At 33.0% G+C, this 16,030-nt stretch carries 17 protein-coding genes and 1 riboswitch; of the genes, 8 read left to right on the forward strand and 9 right to left on the reverse strand.

The window, feature by feature from the left end; genetic code table 11:
* Nucleotides 1–12: 12 nt before the first annotated feature.
* Nucleotides 13–441, reverse strand: coding sequence for a DUF2147 domain-containing protein (locus Q0876_RS04230; RefSeq protein ID WP_299224465.1), 429 nt, complete (start codon nucleotides 439–441; stop codon nucleotides 13–15).
* Nucleotide 442: 1 nt separating this feature from the next.
* Entirely contained in the window at nucleotides 443–1,360 is a 918-nt protein-coding gene (locus Q0876_RS04235) for a YihY/virulence factor BrkB family protein (protein ID WP_299224467.1), read from the reverse strand.
* 182 nt (nucleotides 1,361–1,542) lie between these two features.
* On the opposite strand from Q0876_RS04235, the gene purB reads away from it, so the two are divergent.
* Both purB and Q0876_RS04245 read left to right on the forward strand, forming a co-directional pair.
* The gene (gene purB, locus Q0876_RS04240) at nucleotides 1,543–2,886 is read left to right on the forward strand and encodes an adenylosuccinate lyase (RefSeq protein ID WP_299224469.1); all 1,344 of its coding nucleotides are present in this window, start codon (nucleotides 1,543–1,545) and stop codon (nucleotides 2,884–2,886) included.
* Nucleotides 2,887–2,889: 3 nt separating this feature from the next.
* Nucleotides 2,890–3,081: a hypothetical protein gene (locus tag Q0876_RS04245; protein ID WP_299224471.1), complete on the forward strand. Its 192-nt coding sequence runs from the start codon at nucleotides 2,890–2,892 to the stop codon at nucleotides 3,079–3,081.
* A 48-nt stretch (nucleotides 3,082–3,129) separates the two neighbouring features.
* On the opposite strand, the gene Q0876_RS04250 is transcribed toward Q0876_RS04245, so the two are convergent.
* From Q0876_RS04250 to Q0876_RS04265, 4 genes are read right to left on the reverse strand one after another with little or no spacing between them, the layout of a single operon-like run.
* Complete coding sequence (locus Q0876_RS04250; RefSeq protein ID WP_299224473.1) at nucleotides 3,130–3,678, reverse strand: DUF4252 domain-containing protein; 549 nt, start codon at nucleotides 3,676–3,678, stop codon at nucleotides 3,130–3,132.
* A 12-nt stretch (nucleotides 3,679–3,690) separates the two neighbouring features.
* Nucleotides 3,691–4,263 (reverse strand): DUF4252 domain-containing protein, encoded by a 573-nt coding sequence (locus tag Q0876_RS04255; RefSeq protein WP_299224475.1) that lies wholly within the window; start codon nucleotides 4,261–4,263, stop codon nucleotides 3,691–3,693.
* 21 nt (nucleotides 4,264–4,284) lie between these two features.
* On the reverse strand, nucleotides 4,285–4,854 hold the full coding sequence (locus Q0876_RS04260; protein ID WP_299224476.1) for a hypothetical protein: 570 nt from the start codon (nucleotides 4,852–4,854) through the stop codon (nucleotides 4,285–4,287).
* Nucleotides 4,841–5,350 carry a sigma-70 family RNA polymerase sigma factor gene (locus tag Q0876_RS04265; RefSeq protein WP_299224478.1) on the reverse strand — a complete coding sequence of 170 codons (510 nt, stop codon included), beginning with the start codon at nucleotides 5,348–5,350 and terminating at the stop codon, nucleotides 4,841–4,843. The genes Q0876_RS04260 and Q0876_RS04265 overlap by 14 nt, the downstream gene beginning before the upstream one ends.
* Nucleotides 5,351–5,519: 169 nt before the next feature.
* Between Q0876_RS04265 and Q0876_RS04270 the strand changes: the two genes are divergently transcribed.
* Nucleotides 5,520–6,950 carry a S41 family peptidase gene (locus Q0876_RS04270; RefSeq protein ID WP_299224481.1) on the forward strand — a complete coding sequence of 477 codons (1,431 nt, stop codon included), beginning with the start codon at nucleotides 5,520–5,522 and terminating at the stop codon, nucleotides 6,948–6,950.
* Between the two features lie 40 nt (nucleotides 6,951–6,990).
* On the opposite strand, the gene Q0876_RS04275 is transcribed toward Q0876_RS04270, so the two are convergent.
* Nucleotides 6,991–8,922, reverse strand: a complete 1,932-nt coding sequence (locus Q0876_RS04275; protein WP_299224483.1) for a TonB-dependent siderophore receptor — start codon at nucleotides 8,920–8,922, stop codon at nucleotides 6,991–6,993.
* A 65-nt stretch (nucleotides 8,923–8,987) separates the two neighbouring features.
* Nucleotides 8,988–9,181, reverse strand: a riboswitch (cobalamin riboswitch).
* Nucleotides 9,182–9,251: 70 nt separating this feature from the next.
* On the opposite strand from Q0876_RS04275, the gene Q0876_RS04280 reads away from it, so the two are divergent.
* The 5 genes from Q0876_RS04280 to Q0876_RS04300 all read left to right on the forward strand — a co-directional run bounded on the left by Q0876_RS04280 (nucleotide 9,252) and on the right by Q0876_RS04300 (nucleotide 14,183).
* Nucleotides 9,252–10,394, forward strand: a complete 1,143-nt coding sequence (locus Q0876_RS04280) for an ABC transporter substrate-binding protein (RefSeq protein WP_367276633.1) — start codon at nucleotides 9,252–9,254, stop codon at nucleotides 10,392–10,394.
* Nucleotides 10,395–11,417, forward strand: coding sequence for an iron ABC transporter permease (locus tag Q0876_RS04285; protein ID WP_299224484.1), 1,023 nt, complete (start codon nucleotides 10,395–10,397; stop codon nucleotides 11,415–11,417).
* 7 nt (nucleotides 11,418–11,424) lie between these two features.
* Nucleotides 11,425–12,219, forward strand: a complete 795-nt coding sequence (locus Q0876_RS04290) for an ABC transporter ATP-binding protein (RefSeq protein WP_299224486.1) — start codon at nucleotides 11,425–11,427, stop codon at nucleotides 12,217–12,219.
* 74 nt (nucleotides 12,220–12,293) lie between these two features.
* Nucleotides 12,294–13,619: a DNA recombination protein RmuC gene (gene rmuC / locus Q0876_RS04295; RefSeq protein WP_299224488.1), complete on the forward strand. Its 1,326-nt coding sequence runs from the start codon at nucleotides 12,294–12,296 to the stop codon at nucleotides 13,617–13,619.
* A 6-nt stretch (nucleotides 13,620–13,625) separates the two neighbouring features.
* Nucleotides 13,626–14,183 carry an acyl-CoA thioesterase gene (locus Q0876_RS04300; RefSeq protein ID WP_299224490.1) on the forward strand — a complete coding sequence of 186 codons (558 nt, stop codon included), beginning with the start codon at nucleotides 13,626–13,628 and terminating at the stop codon, nucleotides 14,181–14,183.
* Nucleotides 14,184–14,242: 59 nt separating this feature from the next.
* Here Q0876_RS04300 and Q0876_RS04305 read toward each other — a convergent pair whose 3' ends face one another.
* On the reverse strand, nucleotides 14,243–15,109 hold the full coding sequence (locus Q0876_RS04305) for a T9SS type A sorting domain-containing protein (RefSeq protein WP_299224492.1): 867 nt from the start codon (nucleotides 15,107–15,109) through the stop codon (nucleotides 14,243–14,245).
* 117 nt (nucleotides 15,110–15,226) lie between these two features.
* Nucleotides 15,227–16,027, reverse strand: a complete 801-nt coding sequence (locus tag Q0876_RS04310) for a T9SS type A sorting domain-containing protein (protein WP_299224494.1) — start codon at nucleotides 16,025–16,027, stop codon at nucleotides 15,227–15,229.
* Nucleotides 16,028–16,030: the final 3 nt, after the last annotated feature.

Raw genomic sequence — 16,030 nt, forward strand, 5'->3', positions numbered from 1 at the left:
TCAATTTAAAAATTAGTGCTTTACTCTAACCCAGTATTGGGTTTTATAAAAGAATGCTATGTAACCTCTTACTTGAAGTTGATTTGGATTGTCTTCATCTATTTTAAGCCTACACGTATATACTTTACCATCTTCGGGGTTGGTGATGGTTCCTTTCTTATATAGGTTTTTTGCAACCTTCATCATGTTCTTTATGATAACTAATCCCATAATAGGTTTATTATAGTCATCCCCTTCACAAAATTTACAAGGCAAGTCTCGTTTTGATTTGTCAAATATTTCTACAATTTTTCCATATAGTTTTCCATTTTTCTTATAAATCTCTACAATAGATTTAGCTTCGCCAGTTTCGTCATCAATGGTTTTCCATTGGCCTACTACATCCTGTGCATATAAAAAGCTAGCAAATGCAAAGCAAATTGTAAAAAATAGATACTTCATACTATCTGTGTTTTCGTAATGTTGTTAAAGAGACATTAAGTTCGAAGCCTAATAATAAAATATTAGCATTAAGCCATAAATAGAACATCAGTATTAATAACGCACCAATAGAACCATATAGTTTATTGTACTGTGCAAAATTTTCAATATAAATTCCAAACAAGTAAGATGTAAGTATGATGAGTAACGTAGTAAATAGAGCGCCTACAGAGAAAAACTTGAACTGTTTCCCTTCTTTGGTACCAAAATAATATAGCGTAGCTGTAGCTAGATAAACCATTATAATAAAAAACATATACTGTGAAAACACTAACCAAAAGTCACTCTTATTTTCAACATGAGCGAATTTAAAGATGTTTTCCACCACATAGATATTAAAAAAGCCTAATACAGCTACAGTAAGAATTAGCAATAATGCCAATATCAAAGCAACACCTAAAGCATATAAATATTGTTTAAATACATTTCTGGTAAGTTGTTCGTGGTACGAACTTTCGAAGCCAGAAAATACTGCATTAACACCATTGGCCATTAAAAAGATTGAAATTAAAAATACAGATGAGATGAGACCGCCTCCTTTTATATTTTCAAAAATGTTTTGAGAAAAGAATTCTGTAGTTGTTGGTGGCAAAAACGATTCTAAAAACACCAAAAAATCTGTCTCAAAACCCTGTATAGGAATATGAGGTATAATTATAATTACAAATAATAAAAATGGAAATAGTGCCATAAAAAAACTATAAGCAATTGCACTGGCCCTGGTACTCAATGCACCTTTAGCTATACCAATTATGTAGAGTTCAAGAAGATCGTATAAAGACAAGCCCTCAAGCACTTTTAATTTAATGCTTTTAAAAAACTTAACCAATAGATTCACCACAGGAATTCGTTCAAGTTTATCTTCTATTGGTTTAGACATGCTAAGAATTTATTATTGATTTTTATCTATGATGCCTATATAATTTAGACATGCATAAAAGTAGAAAACTTATACTAGCAAATTTAAGAAAAGTACAAAAACTTGCAATGTAACATAACGATGCTTCCATCTAAATCAATTATCTTTGGCTTCTTAAAGTTTTAGCAAAAAAACAAAAAACAATGTCAATATCATCACTAAATGCCATCTCTCCTATTGATGGTAGATACAGAAGCAAAGTAGACAAATTAGCACCTTATTTTTCTGAAGAAGCACTTATCAAATATCGGGTGCTTGTAGAGGTAGAATATTTTATTGCGTTGTGTGAACTCAAATTACCACAATTATCAGGTATTGACTCATCTATTTTTGAAGAATTAAGATTGATCTATTCAAACTTTTCTTCTGAAGATGCACAATCTATAAAAGACATTGAAACAGTTACAAATCATGATGTCAAAGCTGTTGAATATTTTATAAAAGAAAAATTTGACAATCTTAATCTTAGTAAGTATAAAGAATTTATTCATTTTGGATTAACCTCTCAAGATATTAATAACACTGCAATCCCATTAAGCATAAAAGATGCTATGAACGATGTGTACGTTCCAGAATATTTTGAGATACTCGACAAGCTTAAAGCACTTGCAAATGAATGGAAAGACATTTCTATGCTCGCAAGAACTCATGGGCAACCTGCATCTCCTACGCGTCTAGGTAAAGAAATTCAAGTCTTTGTAGTACGCTTGGAGGAGCAATTCAATTTATTAAATGACATTCCAAGCGCGGCTAAATTTGGAGGCGCAACAGGAAATTTCAATGCGCATAAAGTTGCTTATCCGCATATAGATTGGAGAGCTTTTGGCTCTCAATTTGTTCAAGAAAAACTAGGATTACAACATTCGTTTCCTACAACTCAGATAGAACATTACGATCATATGGCCGCATTATTTGATGCGCTTAAGCGTATCAATACGATCATTATTGATCTTGATCGTGATGTGTGGACTTATGTCTCTATGGATTATTTCAAACAAAAAATTAAAAAAGGTGAAATTGGAAGTAGTGCCATGCCTCATAAAGTGAATCCCATAGATTTTGAAAATTCTGAAGGCAATTTAGGTATTGCAAATGCAATATTTGAACATTTGTCTGCTAAGCTCCCCGTTTCAAGATTGCAACGTGATTTAACAGATAGTACTGTATTACGTAATGTTGGTGTTCCGTTTGGACATACATTAATTGGTTTTAAGTCTACGCTTAAAGGGTTAAATAAATTATTACTCAACGCTATCAAATTTGAGCAAGATTTAGAAAACAACTGGGCTGTTGTTGCTGAAGCTATTCAAACTATACTTCGTCGTGAGGCTTACCCAAATCCTTATGAAGCTTTGAAAGGGCTAACCCGAACCAACGAAACTATTAACCAGCGTTCTATTTCAGAGTTTATTGATAAATTAAAAGTGTCTGAAGCCATAAAAGAAGAACTAAAAGCTATTAACCCAAATAATTACACTGGCATTTAACATATGATTTTTAATAAAAATACAGTTGCTTTAATCTATACAGGACTACTTGCTTTGAGTTTCTTTTTAGCAGGTATTTTTAATGTATTAGACTATTTTATTGTTAAAGCCATATTATTTATCGCCTTCACATTTTTAGGAGCTATATTGGTTTGGATAGCTCTTAAAGATTCAGATCAAAAAAAATCACCTTGAGTTTTAACCCAAGGCGATTTAACATTAACATTTTTAAATTACGTATCGTTATTCAAAAAAATTTGTGAACTGTTTCAGTTCAGAGTCGTTGATATTTGCTTTTTCAAACACACTTGTCAAAGTCATGATTTTATCTACATTCATATCATCACCCAAAACCCTTACAACTGCAAAGCCTCTATCGTTAGAAGCTCCCATTAGTATAATTTCTTCAATACTGTCTTCTTCTCCTAAAAACTTAACGACAAACTTACCATCTGTAGTGTTTCCACCGCGCATAAGCTCTTCATATTTTGGATTATTAAGGATGGTCTTCACTTTAGCCAATTCCACTTCAAATTCTTCAGCTTTATCATCGCCTTCAATTACATAAGCTAAAAGACTTAATTTCTCAATAGATTCATAAGCTTCAAGTTCTTCTTCGGTAAGGGTGGTCTTATCAATTTTCAACATACTTGTTGGTATATCTAAAGACGTAAACCCAGGAGCTAACTCGCTATCAACATAATAGCGTTGTAATGATGGGTCTTGGTTGCAACTTTGTAAGGTTACAACCAAGAACAACATCATGATTATGGTTTTGATTGATGAATTCATGTAGTATATGATTTAGTTTTTATCTTTTCCAGCTTTCTTTAACTGATCGCCACCAGGCATATTCACTTGATTAGTCAACTTAGAAATTTGTCTTAAGTCGATATCTCCAGTTAAAGTTAGAACAACACTTTCAATTTCTCTTTTCTTACCATTGATTGTAATGTCTTGTCCTTTGGTCATTTCTTTTAAACCATCAACAAACATTAATAGTTCTTTTACGTGGTTTTCATCTTTTCCTTCTTTTACGTAAAAATTAACGGTTTGATCACCATCTTTGATACGCATCAACTCTTCTAACTTTGTAGATTTTAAGTACTTCGTTACAGTTGCATTCATTTCTGCAGCAATTTTAGAATCTCCTGTTGTGAACACTTTAAAGCTTGTAATACTCTTTGCCATGTTTAAATATTCCTGTGCTTCAGGATCATCTAAATCAATTCCCATAGTTGCTAACATTTTGAACATTTTTTGATTGACAACTACAGATGTTACACCTTCTTGATCTTCGAACTTATCAAATATACCTTGCCCGAAAGAGGCGATTGATGATAACATGATTGCTACGATTACTATTACATTTTTCATGATTACTTGTTTTTTTAATTATTAATTCTTTTGTTTTAAAAATTTGCTTGTTGTTTTTCCGAGCTCTCCAACATAACTCGCATTTTGTGCACCTAGATTAAAATTATCAGATACCATATCTAATGCGTTAAGGCTAGAAGCACCTTGGTTAAAATTATCAGATACCATTCCTAAAGCATTTAGGCTTGTAGTACCTTTATTGAAATTAGAAGATAGCATTGCCAGTGCTTCTTTGGTTTTGAAATAAAGTTCTTTTTCTTCTTTTGTTAATTGCTCAAAAGAAATAACTTCAGTTGAATTAGAACCTTCTCCAAAAATATTCGGAATAAATATTCCTAACATTAGAACTGCTACTGCTGCGACAGAAATCCATTGGTACAAATTGTTTTTCTTCTTAGGTTTTAATGGAACGTCTTTCGTATAAAGTTCTTGTTTTGTCGTATTGAAATGTTGAAACATAATCTGGTACGACTCTAAATGAGAAGCCACATTATCTTGAGCAAAATATGCTTTTAATTTTTGCTCTTCCTTTAGTGATGTTTCACCATTATCATACTTTTCTAATAGTTTTTCTATACTATTTAACACCATAACTATGTGTATTTGTTAATTTTTCTCTTATTGTCTTTCTAGCTCTAGATAAGGCGACACGAATTGCTGTTGGGTTCATATCTACTACTTTTGCAATTTCATCAAAATCATACTCTTCTATATCTCTGAGCTGTAAAATTATTTTTTGTTGTTCGGGTAACTCTTCAATTATTTTAGATACCCAATCGACACTATCTTTATTTTCAACTTGGTTTTGTAACGACGTGTTATTGTCTTGATAATTACTGTGAACAATTTTTAAATTCTGTGCCTGTTTCGATTTTAAACGATCTAAGCAAAAATTCTTCGTCATGGTCATCGAAAATGCTTCTACGTTTTTATACTCACTTATCTTAGCTTTATTGTGCCACAATTTCATCAAAATCTCCTGTGTTGCATCTTCAGCTTCTTCGTTAGAAACGAGAAGGCGTTTTGCTAAACGGAAGACCTTATCCTTAAAAGGCATTACTAATTTTACAAAATCAGTTTGTGTCATTGTTTGGTTGTTAGTTCAAAACAGTTGATTATTCTGCTTCTTGATATTACGACGAACCATGGTAACTTTTGTTACACGATATTTTTTAATTTACAATAATGTAAGTAAATTTATAGTTTAATAGACTAAAGCCTTATAGGTTTTAAACTAAAAATTGAAAAAGAAAAATATGAAGTTATTTAAGATTAGTCTCCTAGTACTTGTTTCTATGGTTTTTACAAGTTGCTTTGAAGACAGAGACGACAATGCAATTTCTGCAAGTGAAATAAATGATTTTGTTTGGAAAGGAATGAATGCTGCTTATCTTTATAAAGCTGAAATTCCTGATTTGGCAAATGACAGGTTCTCTTCTGATGAAGCATATGGAAATTATCTAAATAGTTTTTCAACTCCAGAAAGTTTATTTGAAAGTTTAATATTTGAAAGACAAACTGTAGATCGTTTTAGCGTTATTATACCTAACTACATTACGTTTCAACAATCGCAACAAGGCACATCTCTTTCTAATGGTCTTGAATTTGAATTCTATTTAAAACCTGGAAGCGAAACCGAAGTCTTCGGCATCATAAGGTTAGTACTTAACAACAGTGTAGCAAGTGGAATGGGCTTACAACGTGGGCAAATATTTGATGCCGTGAATGGTACGCCTTTAAATATTAACAATTTTAATGATTTTCGCAGTCAGAATACCTATACCTTAAATTTTGCCAACTATGATGATAATGGTACTCCAGAGGTCGCTGATGATACTATTGTTTCAACTACAGATTCAGCGACTTTAACCAAACAAGTATACACCGAAAATCCAATTCATTTAACAAGTGTAATTGATGTTGGGGGAGAAAATGTTGGCTATTTGGTATACAATCGATTCAATCAAAACTTCAATGTTGCTTTAAATGATGCGTTTGCACAGTTTCAAGCTAGTAATATCCAACATCTTGTTTTAGATTTGAGGTACAATCCTGGTGGTTCGGTAAATACGGCATCGCTTTTAGGAAGTATGATTACTGGTCAATTCAACGGTCAAATATTTTCTAAGCTAGTATATAATGAAACACAGCAAGCTGCTAACCAAAATTTCAACTTTGTTAGCACTTTTGGAAGTAATGTAATTAATAATCTAGGCCTTAATAAAGTTTACGTGTTAACTACAGATGACTCTGCATCTGCAAGTGAATTGGTAATCAATAGTTTAGACGCCTATATTGATGTAGTACAAATTGGTAATTTTACTACTGGAAAAACACAGGCATCCATAACTTTATTTGATTCACCAGATTTATCACCAAACGATATCAATCCAAATCACACCTATGCGATGCAGCCTTTAGTTGCAAATTCTATAAATGTAGATGACGTAGAAGTACCTCCTACAGGTCTAACGCCTGATATTGGCATCTTAGAAGCACCAAGGAATTTTGGAACACTTGGTGATGTTAATGAGCCATTATTAGCAGCAGCTATTGCTGACATACAAGGGCTCGGTCGATTTGCACAACAAACAGGTTTAAGATCTATAAAAAGTAAAAAACAGCCTTTAGAAGAAGTAATGTACATTGAAAATGATGGCACACTCAATAAGCTTAAGTTTCAGTAAAAACATAAAAAAAAGCCACTCAATGGAGTGGCTTTTCTGTTTATAAACCTAGCGTAAACCCTATATTAATATTTCGCCCTCTGGTTGTGTAACCAAACAACTCATTATACGCTTCATTTAAAACATTACTAATGCTTCCAAATAACTTAATTTTGTCTTTCGCGATTTTATGACTGATATAAAAGTCTACTAAACTGTAAGATCTCAAAGAAACTGTTTCACTGGTAAAGGTATCGTTATTAAAAAATGCATCGTCTCTATCGTCATTGAACTGATAACTTAAACTCATGAACGTTTTATTGGTCATTTCATAGTTAAGAGCAGCATTAACTTTGATTTCAGGAATTCTAAGATTCAAATCGTCTTCTACTTTTGTGTAAGTTCCATTAGTCCTTAACTGCAAGTCTTTCGTGATTTTCACGTTAGCGACTAATTCTATTCCACTTGCTGTGAAATCATCTTCAATATTGGTGTATTGAAACACAAAATTTCCTTGGTCAACAAAATCAACAAAATGTTCTTCCATACGATTAAAATAGACCACACTTAATGTTGCTTTATTTTTAATCCCAATCTCTGCTCCTATTTCAAAAGTTGTGTTTTCCTCTGGTTTTAATTCAATATTCCCAAATGAAGGTTCAAATAATTGAAACAATGAAGGTGCGATAAAAGAGGTACTATAACTTACCAATCCTTTAACATAACCAAAATTGAGGTCTTTTTTAAATGACGGATTAATACTATACACCAAATGGTTACCATATTCGCTATGATTATTCAAGCGCATGCCTGCATTAATGTTTAGTCCAAAATCTGATACGTATACAACATTCATATAAGGGTCTACAATAGTAAAAGTAGCATCATCAGGATTGATATCTTGAATAAAATCTGAACTATCAAAAGGAATAGAAAAACTTTCAATCTTATTTTGCTGTGCATTAACACCTATAACTGTATAGAACTTATCATTGAAATTGTATCGATTAAAGATATCTCCAACAAAACTCTCAGCCTTAAACCGTGTCGGAAAACTAGATACAATCTGTCTATCGATATTATTGTAAGCAGCATTTAGAGTAATATTTCCTTTATTATACTTAAACTCTGGAGAAACACCAATTCTATATTGACTTGTAGTTGATAAATTATCGGCATCTGCAAGTCCAAAGCCATCATCAAACTCAGTTTTGAATTTATCAAAACTTGTGTAGGCTTTTAACTTAAATGCATCTGAAAATTGATAGCCAACACTCAAATAACCATTGTGTGTATTAAATGCATCAGATTCGCTTCCAGATTCAATAGCTGATAAGCCATCTGTAAATTGATGCCCAAAACTAGCTAGGTAGCTAAATTTATTAAGCGTTCCATTAATAGACACACTATTTAAGAAGTTTTCAACGGCATAATCATCGTCCTTTTGAGATTGATTAGTTCCTAGAGTACTCGTTAAGTTAACTGCAACTGCATCTTTTGTAGCGCGTTTCAATTTGATGTTGATAACAGCTGTAGCCGCACCAGTTCCGTATAGTGTGCTTGATGCTCCTTTTAAAATTTCAATACTCTCCACTTGATTGGCATTTAACAAACGTAAATCGTAATCATTTGCTATTTGTGAAGCATCAGTAACTGCAATACCATCAATAAGTACTAATACTTGACGATTTCTACCACCTCTTACAAAGTAATTCAAATTTTGTCCTGCATTACTTTTTGTACCATTAATTTCAATACCAGCGGTATTGTTAATTATTTCAGCAATAGATTTTCCCTGCTGATTTTCAAGTTCTTTTTGAGTGATCTTGGTAATAACCTTACCAGAATTTTCTCGTTTTAAGTTGAATCTAGAATCGGTTATCACTACCTCATCTAATTGCTCAATTTTTAATGAATCGGTTTGCTGTTGTGCCATACCAAAAGCTGAGATACTAAAAGATAGTATACCAAATACCATTGTTTTTTTGTTCATTGTAATCTAAAATTACTCGGAATAGCATGAATCTTTCACACCAAAACTTTTATCCCGAAAGTTTGACTTCTATGTTTGAATTTGGCAGGTCTCCTGACTTGCGTCTTGCTATTGGTCTTCCCAGAAAAAATTCCAGTGACGTGAAGGTAATAGCAAGCCTAATAGCTTACAGTTGCGGGAACAGTTCTGGACTTTCACCAGATTCCCTTTTAATCAATAATCGCTAAACGGTTATTGAACCTAAATTCGATGCGAAAGTAAACATTTTGTTTAAGGATTCACTAATAACTTTAAATAATATTACTTTTGAAGAAATTAAAGCTTAAATTTTGAAAAGACTATTTATTATTAGTTTTTGCGTTGTTCTATTTAATTGCAAAGAAGATAAAGCCGTATCAAAACAACTGCCTAAAACAACAGAAACATCATTTCTTAGTTATGCTGAAGGCTTTTCAGTATCAACGAATGAAGCATTTAGTGTTTTGAACATAAATAACCCTTGGCCTAAATCTGAAAAGAGCTATTCGTATGCACTAATTAAAAAAGAAAATGCACCAAAAATCACGTTGAATAAAGATGAATTTGATGGAATTATAACAATTCCTATTCAAAAAATAGTTGTTACATCAACAACTCACATTCCTGCATTAGAGCTCTTAGGAGTGGAACAATCACTTGTTGGTTTTCCTGGAACAGATTACATCTCCTCTGACAAAACCCGACAACGAATTGACAACGATAACGTGAGAGAGTTAGGCACTAATGAAGGTATTAACACTGAAGTCTTATTAGATTTACATCCAGATGTAGTTGTTGCCTTTGGTGTTGATGGTACGAATAAAGGCATGGAGGTCATCGAACGTTCGGGAATTTCTGTTATATATAATGGTGATTGGGTAGAAAAATCACCTTTAGCTAAAGCGGAATGGATTAAATTTTTCGGTCTACTTTATAATAAAGAAAATGTTGCCGATTCAATTTTTAACCAAATCGAAAAGGATTACTTGGAAGCTAAAAAAATTGCATCCAACGCAACTTCAAAACCTAGCATACTATGTGGCGCAATGTACAAAGATGTTTGGTACTTGCCTAATGGCACAAGCCCTGAAGCACAGTTTTTAGACGATGCCAATACAAATTATCTTTGGAGTGACACTAAGGCATCTGGAAGTCTAGCATTGAGTTTTGAAGCTGTGTTTAACAAGGCTAAAGATGCGCAGTTATGGTTAAGTCCGTCATATTATACAAGCTATGAAGATTTAGCGAAAGCCAATTCGCATTACACAGAATTTAAGGCGTTTCAAAATAAAAATATATTTACATTTTCTAACACAACCGGAAGAACAGGTGGTATTTTATATTACGAAATGGGAATAGCTCGTCCAGACCTTGTACTAAAGGATATGATAAAAATATGCCACCCAGAATTACTAACTACCTATGAAACCACATTCTTTAAACCATTGCAATAGTTGAATTCTAAATACACATACACGTTTTTAGCCTTAAGTATCGTCTTGCTAATTTCTATGTTGGGAAACATCAGTTTAGGATCTGTAACTATTCCGATCACTGATGTTTTTGCTAGTATTTTTGGAACCTCAGAGAACGAATCTTGGCAATATATCGTTCAAAATTACAGATTACCTAAAGCGCTTACCGCAATTTTAGTAGGCTCTGGTTTAGGAATATCAGGATTATTGATGCAAACCTTATTTAGAAACCCGTTAGCAGGCCCTTTTGTACTTGGTATAAGCTCAGGTGCAAGTCTAGGTGTTGCATTAGTGATTTTAGGCTCTGGGATATTTGGAGGTACTTTTGCTATAGTATTGATCTCTAAATGGAGCATTGTTGTTGCTGCAAGTTTAGGCAGTTTCTTGGTACTATTAGCGGTAGTGTTAGTATCATCAAAAGTAAGAGATACGATGGCGATCTTAATTATTGGACTCATGTTTGGAAGTATTACTGCAGCTGTAGTAAGTGTGCTCTCTTACTTTAGCTCAGCAGAACAATTACAACAGTATATTTTTTGGGGATTTGGAAGTTTAGGAAACTTATCATGGAACGAACTTTTGATTTTTTTCTGTATTTATTGTTTAGGTTTACTTTTAACACTATTTTCTATAAAAGCCTTAAACACTTTTCTATTAGGAGAAAACTATGCTAAAAGTTTAGGGTTGGACATAAAAAAAAGTAGATTTATCATTATTTTAGCAACAAGTTTACTCGCTGGAACCATTACTGCTTTTGCAGGACCAATTGCGTTTATAGGCTTAGCGATTCCGCATTTAACTAAACAACTATTTCATACTTCAAACCATAAGGTATTATTACCTGCTGTGTTCTTATTTGGTGCTATATTAATGCTTATCTGTGATAGCATAGCTCAATTACCAACTAGTGATTACACCTTACCAATCAATGCTATAACATCTCTAATTGGAGCTCCAGTTGTGGTTTGGTTATTAGTAAGGCAACGTAAAATGATGTTTTAAAAATAGTGTGACAAAAGCTAACAAACATATCGTCCTTAAAACCAACGACCTGAGTATTGGATATCAGTCAAAAAAGCATACAGCTGTCATTGCACAACACATTAATATAGAACTCGTCAGAGGTGAACTTATTGGTTTGGTTGGCGCTAATGGGATTGGTAAATCTACTCTACTAAGAACATTAACAGCATTACAACAACCGCTTTCAGGTACTATTGATTTGAATGGTAAATCACTTAACAGTTACTCAAATGTTGCATTGGCTAAAACAATGAGTTTAGTATTAACCGAACAATTAGTTTCTAAAAACTTATCGGTCTTTGAGTTGATTGCTCTTGGTCGTCAACCTTATACCAATTGGGTTGGTAATCTTAATGAAGAGGATATCGCCATAGTAAACACTTCTATTCAAAACACTAATCTCAATGATTTAAAACATCGCAAATGCTATGAGCTAAGTGATGGTCAACTCCAAAAAGTAATGATTGCTCGTGCTTTAGCACAAGATACAGATTTGATCATTTTAGATGAACCTACAACACATCTAGACATGTATCATAAAGCCTATATTTTAAAACTGTTACAGCTATTAGCTAAAGAAACCAATAAAACGATTCTATTTTCTTCTCACGAAATCGACTTAGCCATTCAACTGTGTCATACAATGGTTGTCATGACCACTGATAATGTTGTTTACGACTCACCATGCAATTTAATAGACCAAGGCATATTTGAAACCTTATTCCCAAAAGATTTGATTGGTTTTGATAAACAAACAGGTAGTTTTAGAGTAAAAAAATAAGCTAATAGTTTTCAGCTATCAACCTTCCGTCTTCAACCTTTTATTTTATCTTTGGGTAAATTTCAACTCTTTTCATGAACGATAATCTAATACTTATTATAGCCATTCTTGTCTCTGGAGCAATAGGTGCCTATTTGGGCATGTTATTTATTAAACTAAAAAGTAAAAGTGAGCAAAGTACATTAGCGGAACGTCAAAATCAAATGTCGATTACTATTGAAGATCTTAAACAAAACTTATCCCAGCTTGAAAGCGAACGTGAAGCTATAAGACGTGAGAAAGAGTTTTTAAATACTGAATTAACACGAAAAAATACTGAATACGAAAATCTTCAACAACAAAACTTAAAGCGTGATCAAGAGTTAGAAGAACGCCAAGCACAACTGAGAAAGGATTTTGAGTTATTAGCTACAAAAATTCTTGATGAGAAATCTGAAAAATTCACGCTTCAGAATAAAGAAAACATCAAAAATATCTTAAACCCATTACAAGAAAAAATTCAAGTCTTTGAGAAAAAAGTTGAAGATACCCAAAAGGAAAGTATCAGTATGCATTCGGCTTTAAAAGAGCAATTATTAGGTTTAAAAGACCTTAACCAACAAATGGCTAAAGAGGCAACCAATTTGACCAAAGCCTTAAAAGGAGACAGTAAAATGCAAGGAAATTGGGGTGAATTGGTCTTAGAACGTGTATTAGAGAAGTCTGGTTTAGAGAAAGATCGTGAATATTATGTTCAACAAAGCTTTACACTATCTGATGGGTCAAGGGTTTTACCAGATGTTGTATTACATTTACCAGACAATAAAAAGATGATCATTGATAGTAAAGTATCATTAACAGATTATGAACGTTATGTCAACGCAAATGATGAAGAACGCCATGTGTTTTTAAAATCACACATCAATTCTATAAGAAAGCATGTTGACCAGCTTTCAGAAAAAAACTATCAGGACCTATATGATATTGAGTCGCCAGATTTTGTACTCCTTTTTATACCGATTGAACCTGCTTTTGCAATAGCAATAAACGAAGATAATTCGCTATACAATAAAGCGTTTGAAAAGAACATTGTAATTGTAACACCCTCTACATTATTAGCAACATTGCGTACCATAGATACCATGTGGAATAATGAAAAACAACAACGCAATGCGATAGAGATTGCAAGACAGGCTGGAGCACTTTATGATAAATTTGAAGGCTTGGTAAAGGACTTAACTGGAGTAGGTAAAAAGATTGATGATGCCAAACGCGATTACACTTCAGCTATGAATAAATTAGTTGATGGTCGTGGTAATCTGATTACAAGTGTAGAAAAGCTTAAGAAAATGGGAGCAAAAGCAAAAAAATCGTTACCTGAAGCAATCATAAAACGTGCTCGCGATGAAGCAAAAGAATAATTGATTATGATGAATTATAAAACTGTAGACTCATCTCGAATTAGTATTTCTGAACTCATGCAACCATCACATTCTAATTTTGGTGGTAAAATTCATGGTGGTTATATCTTGAGCCTGATGGATCAAATTGCATTTGCATGCGCCTCAAAACACTCTAAAACCTATTGTGTTACAGCTTCTGTAGATACTGTAGATTTTTTAAACCCCATTGAAATTGGTGAGTTAGTGACTATGAAGGCTTCAATTAATTTTGTAGGTCGTACCTCTATGGTTGTTGGTATTCGTGTTGAGTCTGAAAACATTACAACTGGAGAAGTAAAACATTGCAACTCATCATATTTTACAATGGTTGCTAAAGATGATAAAGGTAATTCTATAGAAGTACCAGGTTTAATTATTAATGACGAGGTTGAAGTTAAACGCTTTTTAAAAGCCATAAAACGTACAGAAACGAAGCACTCAAGAAAAGTTGAATTTGACAGTAAAGATTTTTCACATACTAACTATTTAGAAGAATTGAAGCAATACAGAGTTAAAGTGGTGCTCCCAAAAAATTACAACTAAAAAAAGCCATCAATTTAAATTGATGACTTTTTTATTTATTTTGGTTTAGTTGTTATTAATTACTGCTTCACAAAACGTTTGGTTTGTGTACCACTATCTGTAGTAACTCTTACAAGATAAACACCACTGTTCCAATTATTCACATCAATTGATGTAGATAAGGCATTAAGTGATTTATTGAATACACGTTTACCTAAAACATCATAAACCGAAATCATTGCTTCAGTATCACTTTGAGACATATATATATTTAATCTAGTACTAGCAGGATTTGGTAATATTGAAAACTCATTGTTATTTTCTACTTCAGAAATACCTAAAGTCGTTGAAGCAGTAATATTATCTAGATCCATTGTTCTTAAACCAGATTCACCTAACCATGTAGCTCCAGCGTTACTAATAATCCTTGTTTCTGCAACACTAGCAAGTACACCTTCAATAGTATTAGCTCCGCCTAAATTTGTAAAATCTGAAGGAGAAATAGGGATTGTAACCGATTGCCATCCCGAACCAGCAGTAACTACAACAGGATTGGTAGTAACAATTTGAGTTCCTCCAACATTGGTAGTTTCATCACTTAAACCAAATCGCAAGGTTAAATCAGCAGTTTCTGCTTTAACATCAAATGTTATAGCAACAATACCTTGTGCTGTATAATTACCAGACCATTGTACATTTCTAGAATAAATTACCATTTTACTACCAGGACCTCCACCACTTCCAGTAGTCGTATAACTCATGTAGTTGTCTCCAGCACCATCAGGACCGCCATCAACAATATTAGTTGGTGGATTAGAAGCTGCGTTTCCTACAGCCCATCCAACAGTACTTCCGCCTTCAAAATCATCAACTTGATCGGCGACCACTTGAGCAAAGGTGATGGAAGATATTGTCAAAAAAGTAAGTATAAGTAGTTTTATTTTCATAGTTTTTCTTTAAAAGCATATCAAATATAATATTTTTTTTAAGGTCTTTATAATTGTATGTACAAAAAAAGCCACTTAATAAAAAGTAGCTTAATATAATTTGAGCTCTATTTTTAATTATTGTTTTATAAAACGTTTTGAAGTTGTAGCATTTTCATTGGAAACTCTAACCAAATAAATACCATCATTCCATTTAGAAACATCAACTGTAGATACTAATGAGCTTATCTTAGTTGCGTAAACTTTTTTGCCTAATATATCATAAACGTCAATTGATGTTTCATTAGCAGAGTTAGGCAAATTGATAGTGAAATATTCTTTTCCTGGATTAGGAGAAATACTAAAATCATTTAATTGAAAATCATCTTGGCTTAAAGTTAAACCTTGCATTGTAATACCTCTATTGGTTGTACCATGCCATTCCAAATTATAACCTTCAAAACGAGATCTAGCCCAAGCTAATTCTATTGATGTCGCTGAAGCAGAAAATTCATAATCGTTATTATTACCAGTTACTGTAGCTCTAGTAGCTACTATAGTCCTCATGCCAGAATCTAAAACATCAGATACAATGGTCCAATCTCTTTCTCCTTCTAAATCTTCAGTTGGTGTTATCCCTGTAGCATCTTGACCTGGCTCTTGGCCTTCAAACCCATAGTATCTATCGGTCAAATTTGTTCCATCATAAATAACAACATCTTCTCCTGATGTCATTCCTTGTACTCCAAAACCAAGACCTAACCATCTATTGTCTGGACCAATCATTGTTAGCGTGACGGTAGTAGGATTAACATCTATTTGAACAGAAAACTCTAAACCTGAGGTATTAGATAAATTTATCATACCTGTGGTATAAGTCTGACTGTAGGTAAGGTTAAAAAAAAGTAAAGCTATTATAGCCAAAGTAATTTTTTTCATAAC

Origin of the sequence: uncultured Psychroserpens sp., assembly GCF_947503375.1 — a bacterium.
GTDB lineage: Bacteria > Bacteroidota > Bacteroidia > Flavobacteriales > Flavobacteriaceae > Psychroserpens.

Coding starts and splice junctions, on each gene's coding strand:
- Q0876_RS04265 (WP_299224478.1), bottom strand. CDS start 5,350: ATGACACAAACTGATTTTGTAAAATTAGTAATGCCTTTTAAGGATAAG.
- Q0876_RS04260 (WP_299224476.1), bottom strand. CDS start 4,854: ATGGTGTTAAATAGTATAGAAAAACTATTAGAAAAGTATGATAATGGT.
- Q0876_RS04250 (WP_299224473.1), bottom strand. CDS start 3,678: ATGAATTCATCAATCAAAACCATAATCATGATGTTGTTCTTGGTTGTA.
- Q0876_RS04235 (WP_299224467.1), bottom strand. CDS start 1,360: ATGTCTAAACCAATAGAAGATAAACTTGAACGAATTCCTGTGGTGAAT.
- Q0876_RS04255 (WP_299224475.1), bottom strand. CDS start 4,263: ATGAAAAATGTAATAGTAATCGTAGCAATCATGTTATCATCAATCGCC.
- Q0876_RS04245 (WP_299224471.1), top strand. CDS start 2,890: ATGATTTTTAATAAAAATACAGTTGCTTTAATCTATACAGGACTACTT.
- Q0876_RS04310 (WP_299224494.1), bottom strand. CDS start 16,027: ATGAAAAAAATTACTTTGGCTATAATAGCTTTACTTTTTTTTAACCTT.
- Q0876_RS04270 (WP_299224481.1), top strand. CDS start 5,520: ATGAAGTTATTTAAGATTAGTCTCCTAGTACTTGTTTCTATGGTTTTT.
- Q0876_RS04300 (WP_299224490.1), top strand. CDS start 13,626: ATGATGAATTATAAAACTGTAGACTCATCTCGAATTAGTATTTCTGAA.
- rmuC (WP_299224488.1), top strand. CDS start 12,294: ATGAACGATAATCTAATACTTATTATAGCCATTCTTGTCTCTGGAGCA.
- Q0876_RS04230 (WP_299224465.1), bottom strand. CDS start 441: ATGAAGTATCTATTTTTTACAATTTGCTTTGCATTTGCTAGCTTTTTA.
- Q0876_RS04305 (WP_299224492.1), bottom strand. CDS start 15,109: ATGAAAATAAAACTACTTATACTTACTTTTTTGACAATATCTTCCATC.
- Q0876_RS04275 (WP_299224483.1), bottom strand. CDS start 8,922: ATGAACAAAAAAACAATGGTATTTGGTATACTATCTTTTAGTATCTCA.
- purB (WP_299224469.1), top strand. CDS start 1,543: ATGTCAATATCATCACTAAATGCCATCTCTCCTATTGATGGTAGATAC.